Source organism: Sinorhizobium fredii, from assembly GCF_002944405.1.
Taxonomy (GTDB): Bacteria; Pseudomonadota; Alphaproteobacteria; order Rhizobiales; family Rhizobiaceae; genus Sinorhizobium; species Sinorhizobium fredii_C.
In genome coordinates, this window is record NZ_CP024307.1 from 1,350,712 (window position 1) to 1,364,554 (window position 13,843).

Below are 13,843 nucleotides of genomic sequence, written 5' to 3' on the forward strand. Positions count from 1 at the left end.
TTCGAGGCCCGCTTTCCGCCTTGACTCGAACATGCGATCTGCCGACGACGCTTTCCTGCGTCGACCGCGTCCGTGTGTCTCAGACCCACATCTGCCTGTTTCGTCATCGCGAAGGTGATCTCATCGGCACGGCCTGCCGACGATTGCGATATTCGAGTGCGGCGCACCCCCAGACGATGCCGAGAAGCAAATAGAAATGCCGCCAGTGATCGGTATCGATGACGTTGCCTATGCCCACATGGCCGATAAGCGTCACCCAAGCGATCATCAGATAGGGCTGCCAAGGCCGGTCGAGCAGAAGAAGTCGAAACCCGAGCGTGAGCGTCCACGCGATCAGCGTGATATAAGCGACGAAGCCGATCCAGCCGTAGGACGTCAGGCTTTTCAGCCAGACATTGTGCTCGTCCTCCAAGAAGATCGCGCCGAACATCAGCGGGCCGATGCCGAGCGGCCTCTCCATCGACATCATAAAGCCGATCCGGTGCCGGTCGAAACGCCCGAGGTGGCCGCCGTCGTAATCCTGAACGAGTTGGGAGCGGCTTGAAAAGAGCGTTGCCACCTGTTCCGATTGCAGGGCGGCGACAAGGGCCGCCATGACGAAAAGGGCGCCGCAGAGTGCGAGCACGAGAATTCTCAGCCGGAATAGTCCGCTGCGCTCCTTGAGGAGCATGACGAAGACCAGCGCGACCACGCAGAAGAGATTGAGCGCCCAGGCTGCGCGGGAGAAGGAGAGGAACACCCCCAGCGTGAGGGCGAGCAGGCCGGCGATTTTGAGCGGAGCACGCCGGATCGGTTCCGTCAGCAGGTTGTGTACCAGATAGAGCACCGGCGCGGCGAGAAACGGCCCGAAGACGTTCGGGTCCTGGAAGGCACCCTTGGCGCGGTCGTAGAGGGTGAAGTTTGCCGCCGCCGGGATTGCGCCGAAATAGCCGAGAATGCCGAGAAGGGCGGTGAGCACGGCAGCCGAGACCCAGGCATTGAAGATCAACCGCAGTCGCTGGTGACGGTCTTCGATGATCGCAGCGAAGAAGACGGCGGTCAGTGCCAGGAAGCCGGAGACCGCCATGTACATCGGTGCGGTGGCGAGTTCGGTCATCACCGTCAGCGACAGCATGCCGCCGACCATGAACAGTACGAGCAGGGCCAGGAGGGGAGCGACGCGGCGTGAAATCCTCAGCCCGAAGAGCGACCAGAGACCGATGAGGCCCGCCATGAAGACCTCGTAGGGCGCCGGCTCCGCGATGACGAAGCCCGAGAGGAAAACGCCGATCGTCACCAGGCCGGAGCCGATGATCGAAACCGCGGCGAGCTGGGGCCGGATGATGGCCGGCTGGGAGGTGGTGGCGATCAATACGCGTTTTCCGTATTGAGCAGCCGGAAAGGCGTCAGGAACAGGATCTTCAGGTCCAGAAGCAGCGACCAGTTCTCGATGTAGTAGAGGTCAAAGGCGGTGCGGAAACGGATCTTCTCGTCGTTGTCGATTTCTCCCCGCCAGCCGTTGATCTGCGCCCAGCCGGTGACGCCAGGTTTGACCCGGTGGCGGGCGAAATAGCCTTCCACCACATCCGAATAGGTGCGGTTGTGCGTTTGCGCGAGAACGGCATGCGGGCGCGGCCCAACAAGCGAGAGCTCGCCCTTCAGCACGTTCACGAGCTGCGGCAGCTCATCGATCGAGGATTTGCGCAGGAAGCGGCCGACGGGGGTGACGCGGGGGTCCCCCTTGGAGACCGCGTTGCGGGCGCTCGGATCGCTCAAATGGGTGTACATCGAGCGGAACTTGTAGACCTCGATGATCTCGTTGTTGAAGCCGTGGCGGTGCTGCTTGAAGATGATCGGCCCAGGCGACGTGAGCTTGACCGCGAGCGCGGCGACGAGCATCACCGGCCAAAGCAGGGCGAGCGCCACGATGCTGAAGAAGACGTCGAAGCACCGCTTAGCGACGGAATCCCAATCGGCAATCGGCTTGTCGAAAATGTCGAGCATCGGCACCTCGCCGACATGCGAGTAGCTGCGCGGGCGGAAGCGCAGATTGTTGGCATGGGCGGCGAGACGGATGTCGACCGGCAGCACCCAGAGCTTCCTTAAGAGTTCGAGAATGCGCTTCTCCGCCGTCAGCGGCAGCGAGAAGATCAGCATGTCGATGCGGGCGAGCCGGGCGAATTCGACGAGTTCGTCGACGGTTCCGAGTTTCGGGTAGCCGGCGATCACATGCGGCGAGCGCCGCTCGTCGCGGTCGTCGAAGATCCCGCAGATGCGGATGTCGTTATCCGGCTGGTGCTCAATCGTGCGGATCAGGTCTCGTGCCGGGGCACCGCCGCCGACGATCACCGCGCGGCGCTCCATCGTGCCGTTGCGCGACCAATGCCGGATCGAATAGGCGATGAAGGCGCGTTCGGCGACCAGGAAGAGCGCGCCGGCGACGAACCAGCCGCCGACCCAGACGCGCGAATAGAGATGGCCCCACTTCAGAAAGAACAGGACGAGCGCGATGGTGCCGAATGTCGCAGTCCAGGCGGCCAGGATGCGCGGCGTCATCCGGAGCCAGGCCCTGAGCGCCGGCACCTGATAGGTATCGGCGATCTGCATGGCGATCACGGCAAGCGCCGAACCGAAGGCGAGAATGGCGAGGTAGACCGGCAGGTCCTGGAGCGGAGGGCGGACATATTGCGTATTGATGGCATAGCCGATCGCGAACAGCGCGCAGAGGTCGAGCAGCCGGATGAGACCGGTGATCATCGACGGGGAATAGGTATCGGCCCGGAACTGGAGTGCGATCTGGCGCGCCAGCGGATTGAGCGGCGTAGGGTCGCCGGCCTTTTTCCCGTCGGCGGTCGTTCGGATCTCGGAGACCTTCTTGCGAAGCGCCTCGGTATCGAAGGTCTCGGGCCTGTCAAACTTGTTCATGGTGGCTTTCCGGCGCTGTCCGCTACGCCCGGATAGCAGAAAGCCACTAAGAAACGCTTACGTTGTGCGAAGTCGCGCCTCGGCGAAGATCGATTCCTCGGTAAGTTCACCGTAGAGTTGCATCACGCGCCTGGTCATCACCGCAGCCGAGAAGCGCGACTTGAAGCCCTCCGGATCGGGCATCGTGCGGACTGCCCAGTCCTGGTCGACGGCGGCCGCCGCCATGACTTCGGCGAACGCCCTTGCATCTGCGGGCTGGACGAGCGCTCCGCTGTCGGCGCCCAGCACTTCCGGCATGCCGCCCACCCGGGACGCGATGACCGGTTTTCGGGCGGCGAGCGCTTCGAGAAGGATATAGGGCATCGACTCCGCGCGAGAGGGGATGACGACTGTCCGGGCAAGCGCGAAGGCCGCGCGCGCCTTCATTGCCGGGCGCATCCTGACGCGATCGCCAAGCGCCATGCGCGCTATCATTTCTTCATACCGGGATTGCTGCGGACCATCGCCGATCATCAGGCCCGAAAGCGGCCGCCCGGCAAGTTCTTCGGCCTTGGCGAAGCTCTCGATAAAGAGATCCGGCCCCTTCAGATCCCGCATCATGCCGATATAAAGAAAATCGACCGCCCCGGGACTTTCGGCGATCGGCGCGAACTCCGTGTCTCCGATGCCGTTATAGATCAGTTCGTTGCGCCCCGCGGGCCGGCCAACCTTGGCGAAATAGGTCTGCCGCTCGAAATCGCAGACGAAGACGAGCGCGTCGGTGAGACGCTCCTGGAGGCGCTCCATCCGGAAGATGGCGCCGCCGGCGAGCGACTTCCGTTCATAATGGAGGCTGCCCCCGTGGGGCGAATAGAGGCGGGCTACGCGATACTTGTTGACCCGCAGCGCTGAACCGATGATGCGTGCGAGCACGCCGCCCTTGGCGCCATGCCCGTGCAACACATCCGGTTGCAAGCTTCTGATCTGCTTGTAGCTGCGCCAGAGCGCGGCAAAATCCGAAGGCCCGATCGTCCGATGGATCGGCGTGCGGACGACACCGAGCGCCAGGAAGGGGCGGATCTCGTCGAAGAGGGCATCCTCGTAGGCGCCGCCCGTGGTGCTATCGCAGAGAATTCCCACCTGATGGCCCGCTGCCGCATGCGCCTCGGCAAGATCGCGAACGTGGCGGAAGATGCCGCCGATCGGCGATCTGAAGCAATGGAGAATGCGCAGGGGCCGCTCGTTCGACATGGCGTCAGAACAGCCGTTCGCGAACATAGATCGTGTCGCCCGCAAGCACCGGATCGGTGATCGGCACGCGACCCGTTATGATACGGCCGTTGACCTTGCGGGTGATGTCGGCATTCGCCTGGTTTGCGCGGGGGGTGAAGCCGCCGGCAACCGCGATCGCGTTCTGCACGGTCATTCCGGGAACGTAGCTGTACTGGCCGGATTGGCCCACTTCGCCCATGATGAAGACGGAACGGTAGCGATCGATTTCGATGGTCACGTCCGGGTCGCGCAGAAAGCCCTCGCGGAGCTTCGCCGCGATCATCCCTTCGAGTTCCGGAAGCGTATGGCCGCGCGACGGCACTGCGCCGATCAACGGGAAGGCGACGTAGCCCGCCTGGTCGACAGTGTAGGTCCCGCTGAGGCCCGGCTGTTCGAATACGGTGACGCGAAGGCGATCGCCGCTGTCCAGCCGGTAGGGTTGGATAGTCGCCTCGCTGAAGGCCTTGGGAGCCGGCTGATAGCTCGTGCAACCGCTGGCCAGCGCCGACAATATTGCCACGGCGAAAGCGCGTGCTGCCTTTGTGCCTGCGATCGACATGCGGGTTCTCGTTGGCTCCGGAAATGAATACCTCTCGGTGGTGTTATCGATCCGTTAGGGTTAATAGCCGGTAAACTCCGGTAGAATTCCGATCCGGCGGCGATCCGCACCCTTCCGCGGCACCGGCATCCGACGGTTGTGCCTGCAATTAACACTTGCGTTACCATGTTCCTTTACCTTCCGGCTGAATGCGGAAGCTATTGGGGTTGCGGCATGTCGGACGTCGGCGGTCAGCAGGATGTGGATATCGATCTGGGCAGGCTCGTTCGCGCCATCTGGCAGCGTCGCACCCGTGTCTTGCTTGCGACGGTCGGGGCCACGGTGCTTGCCTTCGGCGCGGCGAAGATGATCGCGCCCGGCTATGAAAGCGAAACGCGTGTCCTGATCGAATCGCGCGAGCCGGAGTTCAGCGGTCCCAATCAGGCGTCTCAGACGAGTTCGGACCGAATTTTCGACGAGTCCGGCATCGCCAGCCAGGTGCAGGTGCTGCGCTCCGCCGACCTCATCAAGCAGGTCGCCCGCAACATGAAGCTGCACGAGCTGGAGGAATTCGATCCGTCGGCGCATCCCTCGGCCGTTTCCGATCTCCTGGTCATGCTGGGGCTCAAGAAGAACCCGCTCGAACTGCCGCCGGAAGAGCGGATCCTCAAAGAGTTCAATACCAAGTTGCAAGTCTACCAGGTCGAGAAGTCACGCGTGATCGCCATTGCCTTCACGTCGAAGGATCCGAAACTCGCCGCTGCCATTCCGAACGAGATGGCCAAGGTCTATCTCTCGCTGCAGAGCGGTGCGAAGCTCGACTCCAACTCGGAAGCCAGCCGCTGGCTGGAGCCGGAGATCGCCAATCTAAGGGAAAAGGTTCGCGAGGCGGAGGCCAAGGTCGCCGCCTATCGCGCCGAATCCGGTTTGCTCCCGACCGGCGAAACGGAGAACTTCGCGACTAGGCAGCTCACCGATATTTCGACCGAGCTGGCGCGGGTCCGGGGCGAAAGGGCGAATGCGGCGGCACGCGCCGAAGGCGTGCGCGCAGCGCTTGCCGATGGCCGCCCGGTCGAAACGCTGACCGATATCGTCGGCTCACCGATGATCCAGCGGCTGAAGGAGAGCCAGGCCACTCTGCAGGCGCAGATCGCCGATCTATCGACCTCGCTGCTCGACGGGCATCCTCGGCTGAAGGGGCTGAAGTCACAGCTCGAAGGTATTCGGGAGCAGATACGTTCGGAAACGCGAAAGATTCTCTCCAGTCTCGAGAACGAGGCGAAGGTCGGGCAGCTTCGCGAACAGCAATTGCTGCAGCAGTTGAACGCGCTGAAGGCGCAATCGGCGCAGGCGGGCGAGGAAGAGGTGGGGCTTCGTGCGCTGGAGCGCGAGGCGGCGGCCCAACGCCAGCTCCTGGAGACCTATCTGGCCCGCTACCGCGAAGCGACATCGCGAACCGTCGCGAATGCGACGCCGGCGGACGCGCGGGTGATTTCCAATGCCGTGGTGCCGACGTTGGCGAGCTTTCCCAAGGTGGTGCCGATCACGATCGTCGCCGCGCTTGCGAGTTTCCTGATCAGCTGCGTCGTCATCATGCTCGGCGAACTCTTCAGCGGCAGGGCGCTGAGGCCGGTCTCCGGTTCCGGAAGGATGCCCGAAACTGCTGGTACGACTGTCCCGGACGAGGTGCCGGCAACCGTTGCCGTGCCGGAAGACGAGCGGGCACGAGAGGAGCAGGAGCCGAGCATCGCAGCAGAGCACGACTTCTCGATCGAGTCCGTGGCCGGACATCTGCTCGACAACGCCGTCCGGGTCGCCGTTTCGGTCTCGCCCGGAGGGGATGAAGGATCGACGGCAACGGTGATGCTGGCGCGTCTGCTTGCAGAAGAGGAACACAAGGTCGTGCTCATCGACCTTTCAGGATCGGCCTGCCCGACGCGGCTGATGGCCCAGGCGCTGCATCTGCCCGGCATTACGAACCTCCTGTCCGGCGAGGTTGCCTTCACCGAGACGATCCATGCGGACAGGTTTTCCGAGGCGCACATCATCCCGCAGGGCGACGCAGATCCCCACACGGCGATGCGCGGCATCGAGCGTCTGCAGATGATCATCGACGCGCTGACAAGCGCCTATGATCTTGTGCTGGTCGAATGCGGTGCCGCGGACGCGGCTTCCGTCGCCAAGGTGGCGCGGCGCGAGGAGGTCGAGATTATCGTTTCGGCGCCGTCGGTCAGCGAGGACGGGATCATCGAAGCACTGACAAGCTTCGGGGAGGGCGGCTACCGCGACATCCTGCTGATGACCGGTGGCGGCGAAAGCGGTCCCGAGCTTCGCGACCGCCGCGCGGCGTGAGGTGCTTCAATCGGCTGCGATTTCCGTGGTGGTCCGCAGCCGGCGCCGCTGTCGCTGGACGAGGGCATAAAGGGCTTTGTTTGCCTTGATGGCGCGTTTGGCGCGGACCGCGGCGCGGTGCAGGCCGGCTGCCGCATGTCCACGCAGCGTCAGCGGCAGGGTGATGTCCCGCAAGACGGTCTCAATCGTACACCACGATCGCTTATAGGGCTGGTCGCCGATGCCGAAGTCGAAGAGTACGACGCCTTCGCCGCAAAGACGCTCGATCACCCGGTAAAAGAGCAACTCGCCCGGGCTGCTGTCGGCGGCGATCGTGTCATCTATCGAGCCGAACTGGCAGATGACATGGTCGCCCTTGCGCGACAGGCCGGTCACGGCGATGATCCGCCCCTCGTGCTCGCCCTTGAGACGGATCGCGTTGAGTTCGAGCAGCCTGTCGCCGGCGCGATGGCGATCGATCAGCAGGCGAAAGAAGGCGCGCGTCTCCGGCTCGTCGAAGACGTCGGGTAAGCCTTGGGCCTCCAGCCGCGCGGCCTTCTGCCGGAAGAACGTCTCCAGCAGCGCCTGCGCCTCCGCCGCCTCACGGGCAACCACATAGTCATAGCCACCGATTTCGGCGAGACGCCTTTCGGAGAGACGCATCTTCTTGCGCCGGCGTTTTGCATTGAGCTGGGCGAGCGTCCGCTCCATGTCGCCGGCAAGCCCGAGCTGGAAAGAGGCGTTCGGATTGGCGATCCCGGGCAGGGCGGCGAGGGGGTGGGGCAGGCCGCGCCAAACTGCCGGCGTCCTTTCGAAGGCAACGACATCCGCATGCGCGCGCAGCGCCTGGCGGACTCCTTCGCTCAGCGAGCGGACGAGGTCGTCCCGTGGCACGCGCTCGATCTCGGCAGCAAACAAGCCGGTGTTGAGATTGCTGTGCCCGGTCGCGATCAGTCGCGCGGTCCGGAAGAATTGGCCCCGTTCGACCTCGAACGGCAGGAGGAAAAGCAGTTGCTCGGCAATGGCGCCGCGCACGACCAGCAATTGGCTGTCATGCGCTCTCTTCCAGGCGGCACACCAGTCGAAGCTTTGATGCAGGGAGTTGAGATTGTTGGCGTCGAGCGCACGCCAGTCCGCCTCCAGTTCCGCCATATCGCGATGCACGGAAAGCGTGACCCGGTCGGCGTAAGGATTATGGGCAGCCGGGCGCATCGAAAGGTCGCGCCAGGATTGCCCCTCTGGCGCGGCAAGGGTGAAATTGAAATTGGCCATCTCTCGGATCATCCGGCATACGTCGCGTATCGATAAGACGGCAAAAATTGCTACATCCTCTTTAAATCCGCCGCTGCCTACCCTGCGATCGGCAAATGCGGTTAGCAAAGCGTGAAGCGACTGGTTTGTCTGCGGCTTGGAAATCGCCGCCGCGGCGTTACATCTCGCGGCCGATACGACGTCATGAAGAAACAACTGCGGAACTGCTGATGATGCCGAGCCATGCCCTGCCGGACCCCGACGCCAAGTTTCCGGTCGCGGAATTTCCGCGGATAGGATTTCTTAGGAACCTGGTGCGGTCGCCGTTGATCGAAGCCGGCGAGTACAGCTACTACGACGATCCCGAGGGCCCCGAATGTTTCGAGGAGAAGTGCGTCCTCTACCACTATGACTTCGTCGGGGATCGGCTGGTTATCGGGCGGTTTTGCGCGTTGGCGACCGCTGTCCACTTCATCACGAACGGCGCCAACCACGCGCTGTCCGGCTTTTCGACCTTCCCTTTCGGCATTTTCCCCGGTGCCTGGCGCGAGGGCTTCGATCCGTCCGCCTATGGCACGGGCCATCGCGGCGACACGATCGTCGGCAACGATGTCTGGCTCGGCAGGGAGGCGACGGTTCTGCCGGGCGTTACCATCGGCGACGGCGCGATCGTGGCGGCGAAATCCGTTGTGAGCAAGGACGTTCCTCCCTACGCGATCGTCGCGGGCAACCCGGCAAGGGTCGTCAGGATGCGGTTCCCGGCTGAGATCGTCGAGCGCTTGCAGGCGGTGGCCTAGTGGAACTGGCCGGCCGACAAGGTGACGCGCAACATCGCGGCGATCACCGGCGCGGACATTGGGGCGCTTGAAATCGCAGAGTAGCCTCAGTCCAGAAATCCGGTCGCCAGCGCGGCTGCCCAGTCGGCTCGGCCGCGTTCGGCGGCGAGGCGCGACATTGCCCTGTGGTCGTAGGGCAGGCAGCGGAAGCTGACAGTCCAACCGTCAGAAGTGCATTCGACGATAGCGTAGCGCGCGTCCGGCGCGCCGGTTTCCACGTTGTGCGCCACGGGTTGATCGTCATCGTAACCCGGGCAGCCGACGCTGCCGGGATTGACGAGGAGGCGCCCGTCCGCCAGCCGCACGGCGCGCGGAATATGCGTGTGTCCGCAGAGGATCACCGGGTAGTCGACACCATCGGCCAAACGCTCGATCGCCTTTCGCGCAGCCATGTGGACGACGCCATCGGCTGTCAGCGCCTCCATCCAGTAGGTCTCGTCACTCGTGGGCGTGCCGTGGCAGAGGAAGAACGTATCGCGATGGACGAGCGTTTCCGGGAGCGCAGCCAGCCATTCCTTGTGGCGCGGTTCGAGTTCGTCACAGGCCGCGCGATCGGAAGGCCCCATTTTGGCCGGCTCCAGCGTCAGCAGGTAACGATCGTGATTGCCGCGGATCGCCGGCATTCCGCGGTCGATCAGGAGGTCCGCCGTGCGGGCGGCATTGAGCGGTCCGCTCAGGTGGTCACCCAAATTGACGATGTCGTCGATCCCCTGGGCGTCGATGTCCGCCAGCACCGCCTCAAGTGCCAGGTCGTTGCCGTGAATGTCGGAGATGACGGCGATCTTCATGGGTGCACCTCAGCCGGTCAGCGATTGTTTGCCGGTTTTTCCATCCACTTGATGATCAGCATCGCCGGAAGGATCCACAGGAGCCCGGTGAAGAAGAAATAGAGAAGATGCACCCACCAGGGCGACGCGCCGAGTAGCAGGGAGGCAAAGGTGACTGCCGCCAGCGCATAGACGATGACAAGAATGATGATGAGGACGGTGCCGATGAGTTTTCTGAGGCGTAGGGGCATTGGATGTCTTTCGGATGGCGGCAGCCGCGCCGGATCGGGAGAATTGCTTGCGGCTCCCTGCATCCCGCTTCAACCTGGAACTGGCCGCGACGGCATGCCGCAAAGGCTTCGGCCTTGTTTTGCACGCCGCTCTGGTGCAAATCAACGGCTTTCGAACGCTTGGCGGCAACCCGTCCCTACAAGGTTGTCGCCGACAAACGAGGAAGACGTCATGGCGCATGCCGAACTGGCAACGGAACAGACGCTGCGGCGCGAGATCGACAGAGCCGAGCGCAATCGCCGGCAGATCCGCGGTTGGCTCGCGGTCGTCCTGTTCGCCCTGTTCGCCCTGGTGATTGTCGGCGGTGCGACGCGCCTGACGGAGTCCGGCCTGTCGATCACTGAGTGGAAGCCGATCCATGGCGTCGTTCCGCCTCTGTCCGCGGAGGAATGGGAGGAGGAGTTCCGCCTTTACCAGCGCATTCCACAATATGAGCAGATGAACAAGGGAATGACCGTCGAGGAGTTCAAGACGATCTTCTGGTGGGAATGGGCGCACCGGCTGCTCGCGCGCGGGATCGGCGTGGTCTTCGCCCTGCCGCTTCTGTTCTTCTGGCTGACCCGGCGGATCGAGCCGCGATTGCGGCTGCCGCTCCTCGGCATTCTGGCGCTCGGGGGCTTTCAGGGCTTCATCGGCTGGTGGATGGTCTCCTCCGGTCTCGTCGAGCGCACGGAGGTCAGCCAGTACCGCCTTGCCACGCATCTGGTGATCGCCTGTCTGATCTTTGCTGCCTGCATGTGGATCTATCGCGGGCTTTCGCCGCATTCCGGCGATGCGGCGCCGACGCAAAGGTCGCGAATGATGGCCGCCATCATCGCAGTGATCAGCCTCTTCCAGATCTATCTGGGCGCGCTCGTCGCCGGTCTCGACGCCGGCCTGAGCTACAATACCTGGCCGCTGATGGATGGCGCCCTCGTACCGGGGGATCTCTTCGTGCAGCAGCCCGCCTGGATCAACCTTTTCGAGAATCCGAAGACCGTGCAGTTCCTGCACCGCGCCGGCGCCTACCTGCTGTTTGCGCTGGTGCTCGTGCACATGGTCGCCTCCCTTCGAGCCGCGCCGGGCACGACGCATGCACGCCGTTCAGTGCTTCTCCTTGCATTGATAGCCATCCAGGCCGCGATCGGTATCACGACGCTCGTTCTGCAGGTGCCGATCGGCTGGGGCGTGCTTCACCAGGCAGGCGCGCTTGTCGTGCTCGGCTTCGCGATCGCCCATTGGCGCGGCTTCGTCGGCGAATATCCGAGACCGACGGCGATCGAAATCCGCAACTGATCCGCGGCTCGAAAGGCGCAAAGAAAAACCCCGGCAGCGATGACTGCCGGGGTTTTGTTTCCTGAGCCTTTGTCAGGCAGACAGCATCAGGTCCATGTTCTGGACGGCCGCGCCCGAGGCGCCCTTGCCGAGATTGTCGAGCAGGGCGACGAGGTTCACATGGGCACCGCCGCTGGTTCCGAATACGAAGAGCTTCATCGTGTCCTTGCCGGCGAGCTCGGTGGCGTCGATCCTGGCAAGCTTTGCGCTGTCGGCAAGCGGAACCACTTCGACGATCGACTGGCCGGCATAGTGCGCGGCGAGCGCGGCATGGATGCTTTCGAGCGTCGTTCCGGCGGCGAGGTCGTCGAGATAAAGCGGCACCTGGACGATCATGCCCTGCGGGAACTTGCCGACCGAGGGTGAGAAGACCGGCGCGCGCTCGAGCAGACCGTGCATCTTCATTTCCGGCACATGCTTGTGCTTGAGCGGGAGGCCGTAGAGGAAGTGTGGGGCGCTGATGCGGTCGGCGTGGTTCTCGTCCTCGATCTGCGCGATCATCTGTTTGCCGCCGCCGGTATAGCCGGAGACGGCGTTGACGGTGACCGGGTAGCCGTCCGGCAGGACGCCCGCCTGGCGCAGCGGCCGGATCAGGCCGATGGCGCCGGTCGGATAGCAGCCGGGATTTGAGACGTGCCGCGCGTCGCGAATTTTGGCGGGCTGTGCCTTGTCCATCTCGGCAAAGCCATAGGCCCAGTCGGGCGCGACGCGGTGCGCTGTCGATGTGTCGATGATCCGCACCCGATTGTTGCCGGCGACCATGGCGACCGCTTCGCGCGAGGCGTCGTCCGGCAGGCAGAGGATGGCAATGTCGGCGCTGTTCAGAAGGTCTTCACGCATCGCCGCGTTACGGCGTTCCGCTTCCGGGATCGACAGGAGCTCGAGATCGGAACGACCGGCCATGCGGGTCCGGATCTGCAGGCCCGTCGTGCCGTGTTCGCCATCGATGAAGATCTTCGGTTTCATGATTTTCCTGCTCCTGCAGATGGTTACCGGGGTTTCCGGATTCAATCTGGCATAGAATTGAATCAGTTTCTTGAGCGGCGGCGATCAGCCGCGCCGTTCCGCCAGCCATTCGGCTCGAAGGCCCAGCATATACATGGCGATGGTCGAGCCAGCAATGGCGGTCAGGTCGGCATGGTCATAGGCGGGCGCCACCTCGACGACGTCGCTGCCGGCGATATGCAATGCTCCCAGCTTGCGCAGCACCGAGAGGATCTTGGCGCTGGACGGACCGCCCGCAACCGGCGTGCCGGTGCCCGGAGCATAAGCCGGGTCGAGGCAATCGATATCGAAGGTCAGGTAGGCCGAATGGCTGCCGACATGCCGGACGATGGTGTCGGCGACCTCTTCGGCGCGCATCTCCTCGACCTCGTAGCCGTGGACGATGCGGATGCCGCAGTCGTCCGGCGCATGCGTGCGGATGCCGATCTGGATCGACCGCTCGACGTCGATCAGCCCCTCGCGCGCGGCCCGACCGACAAAGGAGCCGTGGTCGATACGGCCCTTTTCATCCGGCCAGGTATCCTGATGCGCGTCGAATTGCACGAGCGCGAGGGGGCCGTGGAGCGCTGCGTGCGCCTTGAGGATCGGATAGGTGACGAAATGGTCGCCGCCAAGCGTCAGCAGATAGGCGCCCGACCTCAGGATCTTCGCCGCCTCGCGCTCGATCGTGGCTGGGGTCTTCGCATGGTTGCCATAGTCGAGCAGGCAGTCGCCATAGTCGATCGTCGCCATGTCGGCGAAGAGATCGCGCTGGAACGGGTATTGGGGATCGTTGTCGAAGATCGCCGACGCCCGGCGGATCGCCTGCGGACCGAAACGCGCGCCGGGGCGATTCGAGGTGGCGGCGTCGAAAGGAATGCCCCAGACGACGGCATCCACGTCTTGCAGCCGCTTCGAATATTTGCGCCGCATGAAGGAAAGCACGCCGGCATGGGTCGGGTCCGTGGCGGCACCGTGCAGCGAACCGGCGGTAATCGCGTGATCGATGGATTTCGGAGCCATCTTCAACCCTCTGTCTTGCTGAAGCCATAGGCGCGCTCGACCCGCGCCACGCGCACCTCATAGTGGCTGTACCATTCGGCACGGCCGCGCTTTTGCGCGGCGAGATGATCGACGTTTCTTTTCCAGGCTCGGATGGAATCTTCATCGCGCCAGAAGGCATTGGTGATCCCGAAGCCGTCATTGCCGCGGGCGCTCTCTAGGCCGAGAAAGCCGGGCTGCTCCCGCGCCAGTTTCTCCATCGCGTCGGCCATGTCTCCATAGCCGTTGTCGCCGTCGGTTCGGGCGGAAGAGAAGCAGACGACGTAGTAGGGCGGGGCAGGCAATTTGGCGAAGGGCATCCGACGCTCCCGTGA

General features: G+C 63.7%; 12 protein-coding genes and 1 pseudogene. 3 read left to right on the forward strand and 10 right to left on the reverse strand.

What is annotated here, in order from left to right; all coding sequences use genetic code 11:
• Nucleotides 1-103 precede the first annotated feature (103 nt).
• Genes NXT3_RS06510 through NXT3_RS06525 form a run of 4 tightly spaced genes read right to left on the reverse strand, consistent with a single transcriptional unit; the run spans nucleotide 104 to nucleotide 4,714 of the window.
• Complete coding sequence (locus tag NXT3_RS06510) at nucleotides 104-1,351, reverse strand: O-antigen ligase family protein (RefSeq protein ID WP_104838988.1); 1,248 nt, start codon at nucleotides 1,349-1,351, stop codon at nucleotides 104-106.
• Nucleotides 1,348-2,904 carry an undecaprenyl-phosphate glucose phosphotransferase gene (locus NXT3_RS06515; RefSeq protein WP_037414038.1) on the reverse strand — a complete coding sequence of 519 codons (1,557 nt, stop codon included), beginning with the start codon at nucleotides 2,902-2,904 and terminating at the stop codon, nucleotides 1,348-1,350. The genes NXT3_RS06510 and NXT3_RS06515 overlap by 4 nt, the downstream gene beginning before the upstream one ends.
• 57 nt (nucleotides 2,905-2,961) lie before the next feature.
• Entirely contained in the window at nucleotides 2,962-4,134 is a 1,173-nt protein-coding gene (locus NXT3_RS06520) for a glycosyltransferase family 4 protein (protein ID WP_037414051.1), read from the reverse strand.
• A gap of 4 nt (nucleotides 4,135-4,138) precedes the next feature.
• Complete coding sequence (locus NXT3_RS06525) at nucleotides 4,139-4,714, reverse strand: polysaccharide biosynthesis/export family protein (RefSeq protein ID WP_104838989.1); 576 nt, start codon at nucleotides 4,712-4,714, stop codon at nucleotides 4,139-4,141.
• 213 nt (nucleotides 4,715-4,927) lie between these two features.
• Between NXT3_RS06525 and NXT3_RS06530 the strand changes: the two genes are divergently transcribed.
• The gene (locus NXT3_RS06530; protein WP_104838990.1) at nucleotides 4,928-7,045 is read left to right on the forward strand and encodes a GumC family protein; all 2,118 of its coding nucleotides are present in this window, start codon (nucleotides 4,928-4,930) and stop codon (nucleotides 7,043-7,045) included.
• 6 nt (nucleotides 7,046-7,051) lie between these two features.
• Here NXT3_RS06530 and NXT3_RS06535 read toward each other — a convergent pair whose 3' ends face one another.
• Complete coding sequence (locus NXT3_RS06535; protein WP_097526447.1) at nucleotides 7,052-8,296, reverse strand: GNAT family N-acetyltransferase; 1,245 nt, start codon at nucleotides 8,294-8,296, stop codon at nucleotides 7,052-7,054.
• Nucleotides 8,297-8,508: 212 nt separating this feature from the next.
• Between NXT3_RS06535 and NXT3_RS32895 the strand changes: the two are divergent.
• Nucleotides 8,509-9,156 (forward strand): annotated as a pseudogene (locus NXT3_RS32895) (CatB-related O-acetyltransferase).
• A 2-nt stretch (nucleotides 9,157-9,158) separates the two neighbouring features.
• Here NXT3_RS32895 and NXT3_RS06545 read toward each other — a convergent pair.
• Both NXT3_RS06545 and NXT3_RS06550 read right to left on the reverse strand, forming a co-directional pair.
• On the reverse strand, nucleotides 9,159-9,899 hold the full coding sequence (locus NXT3_RS06545; RefSeq protein ID WP_097526446.1) for a metallophosphoesterase family protein: 741 nt from the start codon (nucleotides 9,897-9,899) through the stop codon (nucleotides 9,159-9,161).
• Nucleotides 9,900-9,916: 17 nt separating this feature from the next.
• Nucleotides 9,917-10,129 carry a DUF2842 domain-containing protein gene (locus NXT3_RS06550; RefSeq protein WP_037414046.1) on the reverse strand — a complete coding sequence of 71 codons (213 nt, stop codon included), beginning with the start codon at nucleotides 10,127-10,129 and terminating at the stop codon, nucleotides 9,917-9,919.
• A gap of 211 nt (nucleotides 10,130-10,340) precedes the next feature.
• On the opposite strand from NXT3_RS06550, the gene NXT3_RS06555 reads away from it, so the two are divergent.
• Nucleotides 10,341-11,444 carry a COX15/CtaA family protein gene (locus tag NXT3_RS06555; protein WP_095677929.1) on the forward strand — a complete coding sequence of 368 codons (1,104 nt, stop codon included), beginning with the start codon at nucleotides 10,341-10,343 and terminating at the stop codon, nucleotides 11,442-11,444.
• 72 nt (nucleotides 11,445-11,516) lie between these two features.
• On the opposite strand, the gene argC is transcribed toward NXT3_RS06555, so the two are convergent.
• From argC to NXT3_RS06570, 3 genes are all read right to left on the reverse strand, one after another.
• On the reverse strand, nucleotides 11,517-12,449 hold the full coding sequence (argC, locus tag NXT3_RS06560) for an N-acetyl-gamma-glutamyl-phosphate reductase (RefSeq protein WP_097526444.1): 933 nt from the start codon (nucleotides 12,447-12,449) through the stop codon (nucleotides 11,517-11,519).
• Nucleotides 12,450-12,533: 84 nt separating this feature from the next.
• Nucleotides 12,534-13,490, reverse strand: coding sequence for an agmatinase (gene speB / locus NXT3_RS06565; RefSeq protein ID WP_037414062.1), 957 nt, complete (start codon nucleotides 13,488-13,490; stop codon nucleotides 12,534-12,536).
• Nucleotides 13,491-13,492: 2 nt separating this feature from the next.
• Nucleotides 13,493-13,828, reverse strand: coding sequence for an antibiotic biosynthesis monooxygenase family protein (locus NXT3_RS06570; RefSeq protein ID WP_037414064.1), 336 nt, complete (start codon nucleotides 13,826-13,828; stop codon nucleotides 13,493-13,495).
• Nucleotides 13,829-13,843: the final 15 nt, after the last annotated feature.

Excerpts from the sequence above, each read along its gene's own strand:
- NXT3_RS06515 (WP_037414038.1), bottom strand. The coding sequence starts at position 2,904 with ATGAACAAGTTTGACAGGCCCGAGACCTTCGATACCGAGGCGCTTCGC.
- NXT3_RS06520 (WP_037414051.1), bottom strand. The coding sequence starts at position 4,134 with ATGTCGAACGAGCGGCCCCTGCGCATTCTCCATTGCTTCAGATCGCCG.
- NXT3_RS06525 (WP_104838989.1), bottom strand. The coding sequence starts at position 4,714 with ATGTCGATCGCAGGCACAAAGGCAGCACGCGCTTTCGCCGTGGCAATA.
- NXT3_RS06530 (WP_104838990.1), top strand. The coding sequence starts at position 4,928 with ATGTCGGACGTCGGCGGTCAGCAGGATGTGGATATCGATCTGGGCAGG.
- NXT3_RS06535 (WP_097526447.1), bottom strand. The coding sequence starts at position 8,296 with ATGGCCAATTTCAATTTCACCCTTGCCGCGCCAGAGGGGCAATCCTGG.
- NXT3_RS06545 (WP_097526446.1), bottom strand. The coding sequence starts at position 9,899 with ATGAAGATCGCCGTCATCTCCGACATTCACGGCAACGACCTGGCACTT.
- NXT3_RS06550 (WP_037414046.1), bottom strand. The coding sequence starts at position 10,129 with ATGCCCCTACGCCTCAGAAAACTCATCGGCACCGTCCTCATCATCATT.
- NXT3_RS06555 (WP_095677929.1), top strand. The coding sequence starts at position 10,341 with ATGGCGCATGCCGAACTGGCAACGGAACAGACGCTGCGGCGCGAGATC.
- argC (WP_097526444.1), bottom strand. The coding sequence starts at position 12,449 with ATGAAACCGAAGATCTTCATCGATGGCGAACACGGCACGACGGGCCTG.
- speB (WP_037414062.1), bottom strand. The coding sequence starts at position 13,490 with ATGGCTCCGAAATCCATCGATCACGCGATTACCGCCGGTTCGCTGCAC.
- NXT3_RS06570 (WP_037414064.1), bottom strand. The coding sequence starts at position 13,828 with ATGCCCTTCGCCAAATTGCCTGCCCCGCCCTACTACGTCGTCTGCTTC.